15 protein-coding genes and 1 other annotated feature are annotated in these 13,506 nt (G+C 67.9%); of the genes, 9 read left to right on the top strand and 6 right to left on the bottom strand.

Going from position 1 to position 13,506, the window contains the following annotated elements:
• Positions 1-60: 60 nt before the first annotated feature.
• Entirely contained in the window at positions 61-1,023 is a 963-nt protein-coding gene (locus tag ACPVPU_RS14875; RefSeq protein WP_448658757.1) for an alpha/beta hydrolase, read from the top strand.
• A 67-nt stretch (positions 1,024-1,090) separates the two neighbouring features.
• Here ACPVPU_RS14875 and ACPVPU_RS14870 read toward each other — a convergent pair whose 3' ends face one another.
• Positions 1,091-1,528: a hypothetical protein gene (locus ACPVPU_RS14870; RefSeq protein ID WP_448658756.1), complete on the bottom strand. Its 438-nt coding sequence runs from the start codon at positions 1,526-1,528 to the stop codon at positions 1,091-1,093.
• A 96-nt stretch (positions 1,529-1,624) separates the two neighbouring features.
• Between ACPVPU_RS14870 and ACPVPU_RS14865 the strand changes: the two genes are divergently transcribed.
• The gene (locus ACPVPU_RS14865) at positions 1,625-2,110 is read left to right on the top strand and encodes a TspO/MBR family protein (protein ID WP_448658755.1); all 486 of its coding nucleotides are present in this window, start codon (positions 1,625-1,627) and stop codon (positions 2,108-2,110) included.
• Positions 2,111-2,284: 174 nt separating this feature from the next.
• Here the strand turns inward: ACPVPU_RS14865 and ACPVPU_RS14860 are convergent, their stop codons facing one another.
• The 3 genes from ACPVPU_RS14860 to ACPVPU_RS14850 form a co-directional block, all read right to left on the bottom strand.
• The gene (locus ACPVPU_RS14860) at positions 2,285-3,781 is read right to left on the bottom strand and encodes a SulP family inorganic anion transporter (RefSeq protein ID WP_448658754.1); all 1,497 of its coding nucleotides are present in this window, start codon (positions 3,779-3,781) and stop codon (positions 2,285-2,287) included.
• Positions 3,778-3,906, bottom strand: a complete 129-nt coding sequence (locus ACPVPU_RS14855; protein ID WP_448658753.1) for a hypothetical protein — start codon at positions 3,904-3,906, stop codon at positions 3,778-3,780. Before ACPVPU_RS14855 ends, ACPVPU_RS14860 begins: the two co-directional genes overlap by 4 nt.
• Positions 3,837-3,892 (bottom strand) — a sequence feature (sul1 is cis-regulatory element that is thought to sense ions involved in sulfur or methionine metabolism; They are found in Alphaproteobacteria). Its footprint overlaps the gene before it by 56 nt.
• A gap of 191 nt (positions 3,907-4,097) precedes the next feature.
• A complete protein-coding gene (locus ACPVPU_RS14850; protein WP_448658752.1) occupies positions 4,098-6,407 on the bottom strand; it encodes an ATP-dependent helicase in 2,310 nt (769 codons plus the stop codon).
• A gap of 188 nt (positions 6,408-6,595) precedes the next feature.
• Between ACPVPU_RS14850 and ACPVPU_RS14845 the strand changes: the two genes are divergently transcribed.
• The 6 genes from ACPVPU_RS14845 (at position 6,596) to ACPVPU_RS14820 (ending at position 10,636) form a co-directional block, all read left to right on the top strand.
• Positions 6,596-7,732 (top strand): aspartyl protease family protein, encoded by a 1,137-nt coding sequence (locus tag ACPVPU_RS14845; protein WP_448658751.1) that lies wholly within the window; start codon positions 6,596-6,598, stop codon positions 7,730-7,732.
• A 105-nt stretch (positions 7,733-7,837) separates the two neighbouring features.
• Positions 7,838-8,218, top strand: a complete 381-nt coding sequence (locus ACPVPU_RS14840; RefSeq protein ID WP_448658750.1) for a YciI family protein — start codon at positions 7,838-7,840, stop codon at positions 8,216-8,218.
• Positions 8,219-8,253: 35 nt separating this feature from the next.
• Positions 8,254-8,616 (top strand): YciI family protein, encoded by a 363-nt coding sequence (locus ACPVPU_RS14835; RefSeq protein ID WP_448658749.1) that lies wholly within the window; start codon positions 8,254-8,256, stop codon positions 8,614-8,616.
• A 7-nt stretch (positions 8,617-8,623) separates the two neighbouring features.
• The gene (locus ACPVPU_RS14830; protein WP_448658748.1) at positions 8,624-9,838 is read left to right on the top strand and encodes an RNA polymerase sigma factor; all 1,215 of its coding nucleotides are present in this window, start codon (positions 8,624-8,626) and stop codon (positions 9,836-9,838) included.
• A 175-nt stretch (positions 9,839-10,013) separates the two neighbouring features.
• A complete protein-coding gene (locus tag ACPVPU_RS14825) occupies positions 10,014-10,214 on the top strand; it encodes a hypothetical protein (RefSeq protein WP_448658747.1) in 201 nt (66 codons plus the stop codon).
• Positions 10,215-10,240: 26 nt separating this feature from the next.
• A complete protein-coding gene (locus ACPVPU_RS14820; RefSeq protein ID WP_448658746.1) occupies positions 10,241-10,636 on the top strand; it encodes a GFA family protein in 396 nt (131 codons plus the stop codon).
• A 56-nt stretch (positions 10,637-10,692) separates the two neighbouring features.
• On the opposite strand, the gene ACPVPU_RS14815 is transcribed toward ACPVPU_RS14820, so the two are convergent.
• Positions 10,693-11,262: a hypothetical protein gene (locus tag ACPVPU_RS14815; RefSeq protein WP_448658745.1), complete on the bottom strand. Its 570-nt coding sequence runs from the start codon at positions 11,260-11,262 to the stop codon at positions 10,693-10,695.
• A gap of 48 nt (positions 11,263-11,310) precedes the next feature.
• On the opposite strand from ACPVPU_RS14815, the gene ACPVPU_RS14810 reads away from it, so the two are divergent.
• On the top strand, positions 11,311-12,387 hold the full coding sequence (locus ACPVPU_RS14810) for a winged helix-turn-helix domain-containing protein (RefSeq protein ID WP_448658744.1): 1,077 nt from the start codon (positions 11,311-11,313) through the stop codon (positions 12,385-12,387).
• Here the strand turns inward: ACPVPU_RS14810 and ACPVPU_RS14805 are convergent.
• Positions 12,350-13,465, bottom strand: coding sequence for an aldo/keto reductase (locus tag ACPVPU_RS14805; protein ID WP_448658743.1), 1,116 nt, complete (start codon positions 13,463-13,465; stop codon positions 12,350-12,352). The genes ACPVPU_RS14810 and ACPVPU_RS14805 overlap by 38 nt on opposite strands.
• Positions 13,466-13,506: the final 41 nt, after the last annotated feature.

Here is a 13,506-nt window from a genome sequence, read left to right as displayed (position 1 = left end):
GCTTGACCCAGGGCGGCGGGCGCGGCACTTGTATGAGTTATAACATTGGAGGGATGAGCGATGGCTGGGCTTCGCAAATTGGGACTGGGAATGGCGCTGGCCGGGATGCTGCTGGGCACTGCCCCGGCTGCATGGGCGCAGGACGATCGGATGACGCCGATCGCCATTCCGGCGCAGCCGACGGCGATTCCGCTGAACACCGGGCCGCTGCCGGACGCCAAGAACAAGGAAGTGTGGCACAGCCAGTATGGCAGCGTGTTCGCCCGCAACGTGACCGAGGCGACGCTGACCCCGTTCCTGCCCGATCCGGCCAAGGCGACCGGCGCTGCCGTAGTCGTCGCGCCGGGTGGCGGTTTCCGCACGCTTTCGATGGAAAACGAGGGCTGGGACGTGGCCAAGGCGCTGGCGGCGCGGGGCGTCGCTGCGTTCGTGCTGAAATACCGGTTGAACCAGACCCCGGCGACGATGCCGGCGTTCGAGGAATCGATGCGCCAGATGTTCGCGCCGGGCGCCCGTCCGCCGCGCGCCGCGCCGGGCACCGAATCGGCCGTGCAGCTCGCCCCGCAGGTGGCCGATGCGCGCGCCGCATTCGCGCTGATCCGGTCGCGCGCCGGCGAGTGGAAGATCGATGCCGACCGGATCGGCATGGTCGGCTTTTCGGCCGGCGCCATGCTGACCATGACCACGGCGCTGGCGGGCCAGGATGCCAAGCCCGCATTCATCGGCAACATCTATGGTCCGCTTTCGGCCGTGAACGTCCCCGCCGATGCGCCGCCGCTGTTCGTGGCGCTGGCCGCCGACGATGGCCTGTTCACCAATGCCGGGTTCGGTGTCATCGAAAGCTGGACCAAGGCCAAGCGCCCGGTGGAGTTCCATTTCTATGAACAGGGTGGCCACGGGTTCGGCATGTACCAGAAGACGACGACCAGCACCGGCTGGTTCGACGCCTTTGCCGCGTGGCTGAAGATGCACGGCTATATGGACAAGAAGGGCGCGGGCATGGCGACGGCCAGCGCGAATTAGGCATTGCAGGGGCGGGGTGGGTGTCAATCCTTGCCCCGCAACCTGACAAAGTTGCGCGCAACGCGCTTCATTCTGTCATCTTTGGCAGCCGGGTCGCCGTCGCTGGCGGGTAGACGGGATCGGAGAGTACCGCCATCGCCATCCGCAGATCGGGGCGCGTGACCGTGCCGACCGGGCGCCCACGATAATAGCGGGGCGTGGTGACGCCATTGAGCGCCCGATCCATCGCCATTTCGAAAACGCGGTCATACCCGATCAAAAGCGCGTTATCCCATGCCCGCACGAAGCTGGCCGCATCGGGCCGGGCGCGCAGGGTGTATGCCGACTGGCGGCTGAGCCCCACGGCTCGTGCGGCGCGGCCCACCGTGCCCGTGGCGGCAAGGGCGCGGATGAAGTCGCGCTGTCGGCGCGGCGTCCAGCCGGTAGCGCGGGGCGCCATCGCGACGGGGGTGAAGGCGAGGATGGCTTCATCCTCTTCGGCGAGCGGGTGCGGGTTCTGGTTCATCCGCCAGTCTGTGCCGCGTGACCGGAGCTGTAGGACAGCGAAATTTGCAGCATTGCCCGGCGTTGCGGCGAGGGGCCGACACCCCATATCCGGTTGATGCCCGAACCCCATGTCATCGCCGCCATCGCCTGGGCCGTCATCCTGGGGGTGGGCGGCGGCCTGTTGACCACCATCGGGCCATGGTACCGCAACCTGCGCAAGCCGAGTTTCCAGCCGCCCGACTGGCTGTTCGGCCCGGCCTGGACGGTGATCCTGGGCCTGGCGGCATGGGCGGTGGTGCTGGCCTGGGACGGCGCGGGCGGCGATCCGGCGGGCCAGCGGGCGATCGTCATCCTCTATGCCGTGAACTTTGTCGGCCATTTCCTGTGGTCGCCGCTGTTCTTCACCGTCAAGCGGCCCGACTGGGCGCTGATCGAGGTGGTGTTCCTGTGGGCGTCGGTGCTGGCGCTGTGCATCGGCCTTCGGACCTATTCGGAGCTGGCGAGCTGGCTGATCGTGCCGTACCTGATCTGGGTCAGTTTTGCCGCGATCCTGAACGGCGCGATCGTGCGGTTGAACGGGCCGTTCGGGCGCGCTGCATAGGGATCGGCGAAAAGCTTGTCGGGCGGGGTCGGATGGCTGGTTCTGCCGACACTCCCATCAAGGTCATGGTCGTCCGCTAACAAGGGGCCGTGCCAGCGGGTGAGACGACCGCGATCGGGTGGGAAGCGGCATGGCGGCTGGCCGACGGTAGTTCGCTGGAGCGGTCGTGTTCGGTCAGTGGGGCGCCAGCCCCATCTCGACCCCCGTCTTGTCGTGGAGCGCAAAGCGATCGACGATGTCCGCGCTCGCGCGGTTATATCCGATGACCTCGACGTCCCGGCCTGACGCGCGCAGCCGCGCCACGATCTTGTCCAGCGCACCTACCCCGGAAATGTCCCAGAAATGAGCGCCGGAGACGTCGATCGTCACGCGCTTGGCGCTGTCCTCCGCCTGAAACACCCGGGTGAAGCGGTCGACCGACGCAAAGAATATCTCGCCGTTCACGCGGTAGACCGCTTCCATCCCATCAGCGGATTGCGCGCGCTCGATGGAGAACATGCGCTGCACCTTGCCGGCGAAAAAGATCCCAGAGAGCAGCACGCCCGCCAGCACGCCAAGCGACAAATCATGCGTCGCCACGACCACCACTACCGTCGTCAGCATGACGATCGACGATGGCAGCGGGTGACGGCGCAAATTCGGGATCGAGTTCCAGCTGAACGTTCCGATCGACACCATGATCATCACCGCTACCAGCGCAGGCATGGGGACGCGTCCGACATAGGGGCCAAGCACCGCGAGCAGGAACAGAAGAAGCGCACCCGCGACGAAGGTGGACAGCCGTCCGCGCCCGCCCGATGTTACGTTGATCACCGATTGTCCGATCATCGCGCAACCGCCCATGCCACCGAAGAATGCAGCGACGATGTTCGACCCGCCCTGTCCCGCGCATTCCTGCCGCTTGTCGCTGTCGGTATCCGTCATGTCGTCCACGATCTGTGCCGTCAGCAGTGATTCGAGCAGACCGACCGCTGCCATCGTCAGCGAATAGGGGAGAATGATCCGCAGCGTTTCGAGCGTGAGCGGCACCTGTGGCAGCGCGAAGCTGGGCAGCCCTTCCGGAAGCCTGCCCATGTCGCTCACCGTGTTAACCGGCATCCCCAATGCGATGCTGACGCCGCTCAGGATCAAGATCGCGACCAATGGCGACGGAATGGCCGTGGTCAGGCGTGGCAGGCCGTAGATGATGGCCAGCCCCGCCGCCACCATCGCGTAGGTCTGCCAGCCGACATTGGTGAGTTGCGGCAGCTGGGCGAGAAAGATCAGAATGGCGAGTGCGTTGACGAAGCCTGTGATGACCGAACGCGACACGAACTGCATGACCAGATCAAGCCGCAGCAGGCCGGCAACGATCTGGATCAGCCCCATCAGGATCGTCGCGGCGAACAGATACTCCACGCCGTGATCCCGCACCAGCGGAACGACCAGCACCGCAACGGCGGCGGTGGCGGCCGAAATCATACCGGGTCGTCCGCCAATGAAGGCAATCACCATCGCAATCGCGACGGATGCGTAAAGGCCGACCCGCGGATCGACCCCGGCGATGATTGAAAAGCCGATTGCTTCGGGGATCAGCGCAAGCGCCACGACAATGCCCGCCATGATGTCGCGGCGGGCAGCGGAGCCGTCAGTAAACCACTGACGACGGTAGGCAGAAAAATCGAATGTCATCTGAAATCCACAACAGGGCACAGGGCGTCGATGGCGCGCAACGAGAGGTGCGTGTTGTTGTCCGGCGGATCGGCGGCCGGAATAGCCACCCGGAATTTCACCGGGTCCTTGCGAATGCGCGCCATGTAACGGGACGTCAGCCGAGATGCAATCGGCCCATTTGCTTCCGCCCTAAGCGCCGGTGATCGCCATTCAGCACATCTGCAACGGGGTCGATTCCGGAATGGCGGCTCTTTTCACGCAACCATGCCGGAGCCGCCGCTGAACTGCAGTTGAAAGATTTCCACACCGCCTGGGTCCCGGGAACGGAGGCCGCTCACCCCAGCGTCACGAAGCTGTCCAGTACGCGTTTCCGGCCCGCCTGTTCGAAGTCGATTTCCAGCTTGTTGCCCTCGATCGCGGCGACGGCGCCGTAGCCGAATTTCTGGTGGAACACGCGCATTCCCAATTCGATATCGCCCCGGCCCTTGTTGCCCAGGCTGACCGCCGGGGTGTTGCTTTCGCGGACGCGGGCCGGTTCGCGGGTGAAGGTGCGGGTGCTGACGGTGCCGCCGGGCTTCTTGAGGTCGACGCCCGCCGCGCGTTGCCAGCCGGGGCCGCGCCCGGTGCCGCGTGCCACATCCGCGAACGGATCGGCGCGTTCGGACCAGTTGGCGCGCCACAGGCTTTCGCCGCCGGACATGGTCGTCTCGCTTTCGATATGCTCCGGCGGCAGTTCGCCGACGAAGCGGCTGGGCAGGCTTGAGGTCCACTGGCCATAGATGCGGCGATTGGCGGCGTGGATGATGGTCGCCTGTCGCCGCGCGCGCGTGATCGCGACATAGGCCAGGCGGCGTTCCTCCTCCAGGCTGGCGAGGCCGCCCTCGTCCAGCGCGCGCTGCGACGGGAACACGCCCTCTTCCCAGCCGACCAGGAAGACGGTGTCATATTCCAGCCCCTTGGCGGCGTGGATGGTCATGATCGTCACCTGCGGCCCGGCGCTGGCGGCCTCATTGTCCATGACGAGCGAAACGTGTTCGAGGAAAGCGCCGAGATTTTCATATTCCTCCATGGCGCGGACGAGTTCGGTCAGGTTTTCGAGCCGGCCGGATGCCTCGACCGATTTCTGCGCCTGAAGCGCGCCGGTATAGCCGCTTTCGTCGAGGATCTGTTCGGCCAGCTGCGGGTGGGCCATGCCGCCCGCCATGTCGCGCCAGCGGGCGATGTCGCCGATCAGGTTGCCGAGCGCGCGCCGCGCCTGGGGCGTCAGTTCGTCGGTGTCGAGGATGCGCGCGGCGGCCAGCGTCAGCGGGATGTTCTGTGCCCGGGCGAGCTGATGCACCTTGGCCAGTGCCTTGTCGCCAAGGCCGCGCTTGGGCGTGTTGACGATCCGTTCGAAGGCAAGGTCGTCCGCCGGCTGGTTGACGACGCGGAGGTAAGCCAGGGCATCGCGGATTTCGGCGCGCTCGTAGAAGCGAAAGCCGCCGACGATGCGGTAGTTGAGGCCGATCTGGATGAAGCGGTCCTCGAACTCGCGGGTCTGGTGCTGGGCGCGGACCAAGATGGCGATGTCGGACAGGCGGGTGCCGCGCCGCTCCGCCGCCTCGATCTCCTCGCCCACGCGGCGCGCCTCTTCGGGGCCGTCCCAGACGCCAATGACGCGGACCTTTTCGCCCGCGTCGAGCTCGGTCCAGAGATCCTTGCCGAGGCGACCACCATTATGGGCGATGACGCCGGAGGCCGCGCCGAGGATATGGGGCGTGGAGCGATAATTCTGTTCGAGGCGGATGACCTTCGCGCCGGGAAAGTCGCGCTCGAACTTCAGGATATTTTCCACCTGCGCGCCGCGCCAGGAATAGATGGACTGATCGTCGTCGCCGACGCAGCAGATGTTGCGGCGCTGCTGCGCGAGCAGGCGGAGCCAGAGATACTGGACGCTGTTGGTGTCCTGATATTCGTCCACCATGATGTAGCGGAAGCGGTTCTGATACTGCTCCAGCACCTCGCGGTGATCCTTGAGGATGGTCAGGCTGTGCAGCAGCAGGTCGCCGAAATCGCAGGCGTTTACCGCGCGCAGCCGGTCCTGATAGGCGGTGTAGAGTTCCTGTCCCCGGCCGTTGGCGAACAGCTCGCTTTCCCCCGCACCCAGCATGGCGGGGGTCAGCCCCTTGTTCTTCCACCCGTCGATGTGCCCGGCGAGCTGGCGGGCGGGCCAGCGTTTCTCGTCCAGGTCGGCGGCGGCGATGAGTTGCTTGAGCAGGCGAAGCTGATCGTCGGTGTCCAGGATGGTGAAATTGCTCTGCAGCCCGACCAGTTCGGCATGGCGGCGGACCAGCTTGGCGCCGATCGAATGGAAGGTGCCGAGCCAGGGCATCCCCTCCACCGCATCGCCGATCATCCGGCCGACACGCTCGCGCATCTCGCGCGCCGCCTTGTTGGTGAAGGTGACCGAGAGGATTTCGGATGGGTAGGCGCGGCGGGTGTAGATCAGGTGCGCCAGCCGCGCGGTCAGGGCCGCCGTCTTGCCCGTGCCTGCACCCGCCAGGACGAGCACCGGGCCGTCGGTGGTCAGCACCGCCTCGCGCTGCGGGGGGTTGAGTCCGCGCAGATAGGGAGGATCGTCGGGGGTGGGGGCAGGAACGGTCATGCGTGAACAGTTAGGGAACGACGCTTCCCGGGGCAAGCGAGCTGTCGGGGGCGGATGCCGGCGGCGGCGGGCGATGTGCGACGGTCCGCCGGCTATGGTCGACGGACATCGGTGTCCTGGCTTTCCGGCTGTCATCATCCTGTTATCGTTCCGCACCAACATCGGCGCGAAGTCAGTGGAGTATGCGTATGTCGATTGGCCGTCGGGATGTGATGATTGGCGGGGCCGCCGCAGTGCTGGCGGCGGGACCGGCCAGGGCGCTGGCACAGGGTGGCGGGGCCGGGGTGCCGATCCGGCTGACCGACAGTCGGTTGCTGGTGGCGGGATCGATCGGCCAATCGCCCACGCTGCCGATGGTGATCGACACCGGCGGACAGTTCGGTTTGATCCGCACCGACCTTGCGCGCCAGCTGAAGCTGCCGAAAATCGGGAGCCGTAAGCTGCGCCTGTCTTGGGGCAATACCGATTACCCCATCTACCGCGCCAACGGCCTGTTGCTGGGCGGGCGGTTCGAGGTGCCGGTGCTGGCGCTGGCCGGGATCGACCGCGGCCTGGGCGACGGGGCGGCGATCTCGTTGCCCGGGCGCGTGCTGACCGTGATGGACGGCGAGCTCGACATGGATGCCGGGCAGTGGCGCGTCTATCCGGGCGGGCTGGGCGACATGTCGGGCTGGACCCGGTTCGACAAGGGGATCGTGCAGCGCGGGCAGAGCGAGGACAGCCGGTTCCTCTATGCCGATGCGAGCATCAACGGCGCGCCGCCGATGCGGTTCGGGCTGGATACGGGCATGCCCCCGGTGATCCGGCTGTATCGCAAGGCGGCCGAGGCGGCGGGATTGTGGAACGCCGCGAAATGGGCGCCCGCTGCACCGGACGGCGAAACCCGCGTGGTGCGGGCCGAACAGATCGAACTGGCCGGGGCGGTGATCGAACGGCCGCTGGTGTTCATCAAGGACCGGCCCGACTGGAATGAGTTCGAGAACGGGATCATCGGCCTGCCGCTGCTGCGGCTGTTCAACATCGCCACCAGCAACCGCGACAATGCCGTGCTGATGAAGCGCAACCGCCAGACGATGCAGCCCGATTATTACAACCGGACGGGCATCTGGATCGAACGGGCGGGCGATGCCATCGCCATCGGCAAGGTGGGTGCCGGAAGTCCGGCGGAGCAGGCGGGGCTGCAACCGGGCGACAGGATCCGGGGAATCCCGTTCGAGACCTTTATTCAGCGGATCTATGATCCGGCGGGAACTGTGCTGAACCTGACGGTCGAGCGAGGCGGGGCCAGCCGCGCAGTCCCGCTGACCCTGACCGATTACCTGTAGGCCCGCGCGCGCGGAAAGATTTTTCGCGTGCTGTCGAAATCGTCCCCTCTCGCGGCTCATCCATACAGGCGGTGCTGGTGCCGCCGGTGATGAGGAGTGCGGACGATGCGGATTTGGAAGGGGGTGGCGCTGGCTGCCCTGATCATGGCGGGGATCGGCGTGGCCCGGGCCGAGCCGTTCACGCTGACGGTTTATGAAACCGCCGACCAGCTGGCGCTGCGCAGCGATGCGGGCGAGCCGGGCAGGGCCTATTGGGGAAGCTATGCCGCCGCTGGCGACGCGATGGCCAAGTCCGGGATCATGCGCGGCGGGGCGGCGCTCGTGCCGGTCGCTGCGCCGAAATCGGGCGAGCTGACGCTCAGCGGCTATTTCATCATCGACGTGAAGGACCGCGCAGAGGCCGAGGCCTGGGCCCTAAAGCTGCCCGCCGCGCGGACTGGCCGGGTCGATGTGCGCGCGCATGTGCCCATGCCCGGCATGAACTGATTGCCCCCACACCCGAAACAAGGAAGGATCATCCAATGCAATATATGCTCGTCTACCGCGAAAGCCCCGCCGAAGTCGCCAAGCGCGCCGATCCGGTTGCCGCCGGACCCTATTGGGGTGCCTGGACCGCCTATATGGGCGCGATCGCCGCCGCCGGGATCATGGTCAATGGCGATGGCCTGCACCCGCCCGAAACGGCGACGCTGGTGGGCGTCGGCGCCGATGGCCGGACCATTCAGGACGGGCCGTTTCCGGGCACCAAGGAACAGCTGGGCGGCTATGTCGTGATCGACGTGGCCGATCTGGACGCAGCGATCGAATGGGCTGCACGGGCACCCTGCGCCAGCGATACCCCCGTCGAGGTGCGGCCGGTGCTGCCCCCGCCGCCCCAGGGCTGAGCCCCGGATGAGCGACATCGCGCGCCGCGCCGCCGAGCGGGTGGCGCGCGAGTCCCATGGGCGGCTGATCGCGCTGCTCGCGGCCCGCACACGCGACATCGCGGCGGCGGAGGATGCGCTGAGCGAGGCGTTCCGCGCGGCGCTGGCCACCTGGCCCGAACGCGGCGTGCCGGATCGGCCCGAGGCTTGGCTGCTGACGGCGGCGAAGCGCACGCTGGGTCACGCGCGGCGGCATGACGGCGTGCGGGCCGCAGCGGAGCCGATGCGCGCGCTGATCGAGGCGGAGCGGGAGGCGATGGACGGAACCCCGTTTGGCGACCATCGGCTGGGCCTGATGTTCGCCTGCACCCACCCCGCCGTTGCTGGTGATATCCAGGCGCCGTTGATGCTGCAGGCGGTGCTGGGGCTGGACGCCGCGCGGATCGCCGCCAGTTTCCTGATCGCGCCGACGACGATGGGCCAGCGCCTGTCGCGCGCCAAGGCGAAGATCAGGGATGCGGGCGTGCCCTTTGCCGTGCCCGATCCCGCCGAGGCCGGACCGCGCATGGCGGCGGTGCTGGCCGCGATCTATGCCGCCTATGGCACCGGCTGGGACGACCGGTTCGCGGGCAACGCCACCACGCGGGGACTGGCGGAGGAGGCGCTGTGGCTGGGGCGGCTGGCGGTGGCGCTGGCCCCGGCGGATGCGGAGGCCATGGGGCTGCTGGCGCTGATCCTTTATTGCGAAAGCCGGGCGAGCGCGCGTCGGGACGCGGGCGGCGCGTTCGTGCCGCTGGACCGGCAGGACCGGGAACGCTGGGACGCGGCCATGATCGGGGAGGCGGAAGGCTTGCTGCGTCAGGCAGCGGCGCGACAGGTGCCGGGGCGGTTCCAGATCGAGGCGGCGATCCAGTCGCACCAGATGGTTGCCGCCAGCACGCGTCATGCTGCGCCGCCCGATACGGCGGCGATGCTGCACGACTTGCTGGTCCGCATCGCCCCGTCGATCGGGGCACAGGTCGCGCGGGCGGTGGCGCATGGCGAGGCGGGGCGGGCGGCGGAGGGGCTGGCGATGCTGGAGGTGCTGGGGGAAGCGGCGCATGGTTATCAGCCATGGTGGGCGGCGCGGGCGCATCTGCTTGGCCTGCTCGGCCGGGCGGACGAGGCACGGGCCGCGCGGGTCCGTGCGGCGGGGATGACCGACGATCCGGCGGTCAGGGCCTGGCTGCTGGCGCAAGAGTGAGTGGTGTGGCCCGACCAATGCACGAAAAACCGTACATGCTGAGCTTGTCGAAGCATTGTCCTGATGCCTAGGAGCTACCGACCACCGCAAAGAAAGGCAGTGCTTCGACAAGCTCAGCACGAACGGGCATTGAAGAGCACCAAAGCTGACACAATTGATCGGAGAATGGCTCGCGATGCCCATCAAGAACCGCCTTGTTCGCAAGATCGCCTTTGCCCTGATCTTTGCCGCGATGGCGCTGCTCGTCTGGCGGATCGGCGTGGCGCAGGGCTGGTTCCCGGACGAGAGCAACTGCACCGAGGATCGGCTGGAAGAGCGCGACGCCAAGGGCAATGTGACCAAGATCACGCGCAAGACCTGCGTATCGCGCACCTGACATAGCGGAGAGGGGAAAAGCGGACCATGCCGACGGGACAATGCCATTGCGGGGCCATCCGGTACGAGATGCCGGCGACGTTCCAGCATCACGCCATCTGTCATTGCAGCGATTGCCGCCGCCATGCGGGTGCGCCGATGGTCGCATGGGCGCTGATCGGGGCGGACGAATTGAAGGTGACGGGCGATCCGGTCGTCTATGCATCGTCCGAGCATGGCAGGCGGCATTTCTGCGGGCGGTGCGGCACCGGGCTGTTCTACACCAACGAAGCGATCTTTCCCGGCAAGGTCGATGTGCAGTCGGCGACGCTGGACGACCCCGACGCGCTGGCCGCACCGTTCGGCCATATCCAGATGGCCGAGCGCATCGGATGGATGGACGGGGCAGAGGCGCTGCCGAAGTTCGACCGCTATCCGGGCTGAGTATCGTGGCCCCTCCCCTGAAGGGGAAGGGCCCTTCTTAGAAAGCAGCTTGCGCATCACCCCTGCGCTGCCCGGCGGAACAGGCCGGCGGCCACCAGCCAGCCGGTGATGCACAGCGCAATGAAGGGGATGACGCGCGGTTCGATCATTGCGGCGAATACCGCCCCGACAAGCTGGACCAGCGCCGCCGCCATCAGTCCCACCGCAACGCCGCGCGCCCGGAACCGGCCAAGCGCTGCCCCGGACAGCGCGACCGGTGGGGCGAGCATGTGGAAGAAATTGGCCCAGTGGTCGCCGTCGCCGATGATGCCCACCGCACCGTTGATCCAGACGATCGCCAGCGTGACCAGCAGGGCAATCGCGGTCCCCGCCCGCAGCGCCCAGTTGCCGCTGGCCCGCACCACCAGTTCCAGCGCAACGCCGATGCCGCCCAGCACCACGATGGCGAAGCCATAGTCGCTGGCCGTCCAGTTCACCTCGTCCGTAAAGCGCATGGCGATGGTCGGCGCGATCAGCACCGCCGCCACCGCGCCCCAGCCGAGCCAGCGCCAGCCCCGCCAGCCCATGATGCCGACAACCCCATGATCGGCCGTTCCCTGCTTCACCGCCATTGCTTGATCCTCCATGATGTGACGGGCATGGCATGGCGCGCATGGCGGTGAAGGGCATGAGCATTGGATGAGGAATCGCTGAAAAGCGCGGCGGCCATCCGGTTCGGCCCGTTCCTGCTCGATCCGCGCGAACGGCGGTTGTGGCGGAGTGGCGAGCCGGTGGCGGTGAACGCCCGCTATCTCGACGCGCTGATCCTGATGGCGAGCGAGCCAGGCGCGCTGGTGACCAAGGACCAGTTCATGGCCGCGGTGTGGCGCGGCGTGCCGGTGACCGACGAGGCGCTGACCCAGTGCATCCGCACGCTCCGCCGCGCGCTGGGCGACGATGCCAGCGCGCCGTCGATGATCGAGACGGTGCCGAAACACGGCTATCGCTTCATCGCGCCGGTCGAGGCAGCTGGGGCGGATGCGGCGGTTTCCACCGCCGCGCCCGCGCCCTGGCTGTCCCATGCGCTGGGCGGCACGGCGGGGGCGGGGCTGGCCGGGGGGATCGGCGGCGCTGCCTATGGTGCACTGGCGGCGGGCGGCGAGGGTGCGGCGGCGATGGGTGCGCTGTCCGTGCTGCTGGTGCTGACCATCGTGACGCTGGCCGTGGCCCTGTTGGGCGGGGCGGGGGTGGCGACGGGTATTGCGCTGGCGGCGGGGCGCGGGTCGCCATGGCTGCGCGTCATCGGCGGGGCGGGTGGCGGTGCCGTGGTGGGCGGGCTGGTCAAGCTGATCGGTACCGACAGTTTCCGCCTGCTGATCGGGGCGTCGCCGGGCGACATCACCGGAGCGGGGGAGGGCGTGGTGCTGGGTGGCGCAGTCGGGCTGGCGGCGGCGCTGGGCGCGCGCGCGGCCGCTTCGCCGCGCAGGCAAGCGGTGATCGGCGCGCTGTGCGGGGCGGGGGCGGGCGTGCTGATCCCGCTGATCGGCGGACGGATGATGGCAGGGAGCCTCGCCACGCTGAGCCAGAGCCTGCCCGCCAGCCGGTTGCGGCTGGACCCCATCGGCGCGCTGACCGGCGAGGCGGGGCTGGGGCCGATCGCGCAGATGGTGACGGGGGCGGGCGAGGGTGCGCTGTTCGGTGCGCTGATCCTGTGGGGCATGGCCCGGGCGTCGATCAGACCGGCGCGGCCGCCGGTTCCGACCAGCCGCTGACGCTGGCCCCGCCGAACACCACATGCTGGCGCATGGCGGGGGCGGACAGGCCATAGAGCATCGGCAGATCGGGGGCGCTGGCGGCGTCGAGCGCGGCGCGCTGTTCGGGTGGCAGGGTCAGGTCGAGCGCGGAGATATTGTCGTGCAGCTGCGATACCTTGCTGACCCCGACCAGCGTGGTGGCGATACCGGGGCGACCGACGACCCAGGCTAGCGCCACGCGCGCCATCGATTCGCCGAGTTCAGCCGCGACGCCGCGCAAGGCATCGACGATCCGCCAGTTGCGTGTCGTGAACAGCATGTCGCCGAAGGGGTTGGCCCCATCCAGCCGATTGCTGTTTTCCCCCGACCCGGCACCCATGGTCAGGCCTCCTGCGCGCGGCCCCGCCGCTTCCACTGACGCGCGGTCATATTTGCCGGTGAGCAGGCCATAGGCGAGCGGGCTCCATGGCATCATCGCGAGGCCCGTGTCGCGGGCGAGCGGCAGATGCTCGGCCTCCACCTCGCGGCTGACCAGCGAATAGAAATATTGGAGCGCAATCGGGCCGGGAAGGGCGTGGGCAGCGGCCAGGGTGACCAGCCGCGCGACATACCAGGCGGGGGTGTTGGAGATGCCCCAATAGCGGATCTTGCCCGAGCGGACGAGCGCGGCCATCGTCTGGAGCAGTTCTTCCGCCGGGGTCACGCCGTCCCAGACATGGACCCAGTACAGGTCGACATGATCGGTGCGCAGGCGGCGGAGCGAGGCGTCGAGCGCGGCATGGATGTGATGCGCGCCGTTGCCGCCCGCCGCCGGCCCCTTGCCCATCGCGAAACCCGATTTGGTCGCCAGCACCAGATCGTCGCGGATGCCGCGTTCGACGATCATCGCGCCGATCATCGCCTCGCCCTCGCCGCCTGCATAGACATTGGCGGTATCGATCAGGTTGCCGCCAGCCGCGACATAGGCGTCGAACACGCCCTCCGCCGCCGGGCGGTCCATGCCCCAGCGCGCGACGCCGAAGGTCATGGTGCCGAGTGCCAGCGGGCTGACGGCAAGACCGGAACGGCCGAGGGTGCGATAGTGACTGAGGGGCATGGTGCAGGCTTTCATAGTGTTCGTTACAGAACCCATGGCGA

It is taken from the genome of Sphingomonas paludis (genome assembly GCF_053502515.1).
Note: the sequence above shows the minus strand (reverse complement) of the source record. Positions and strands in the feature narration are given on the sequence as shown.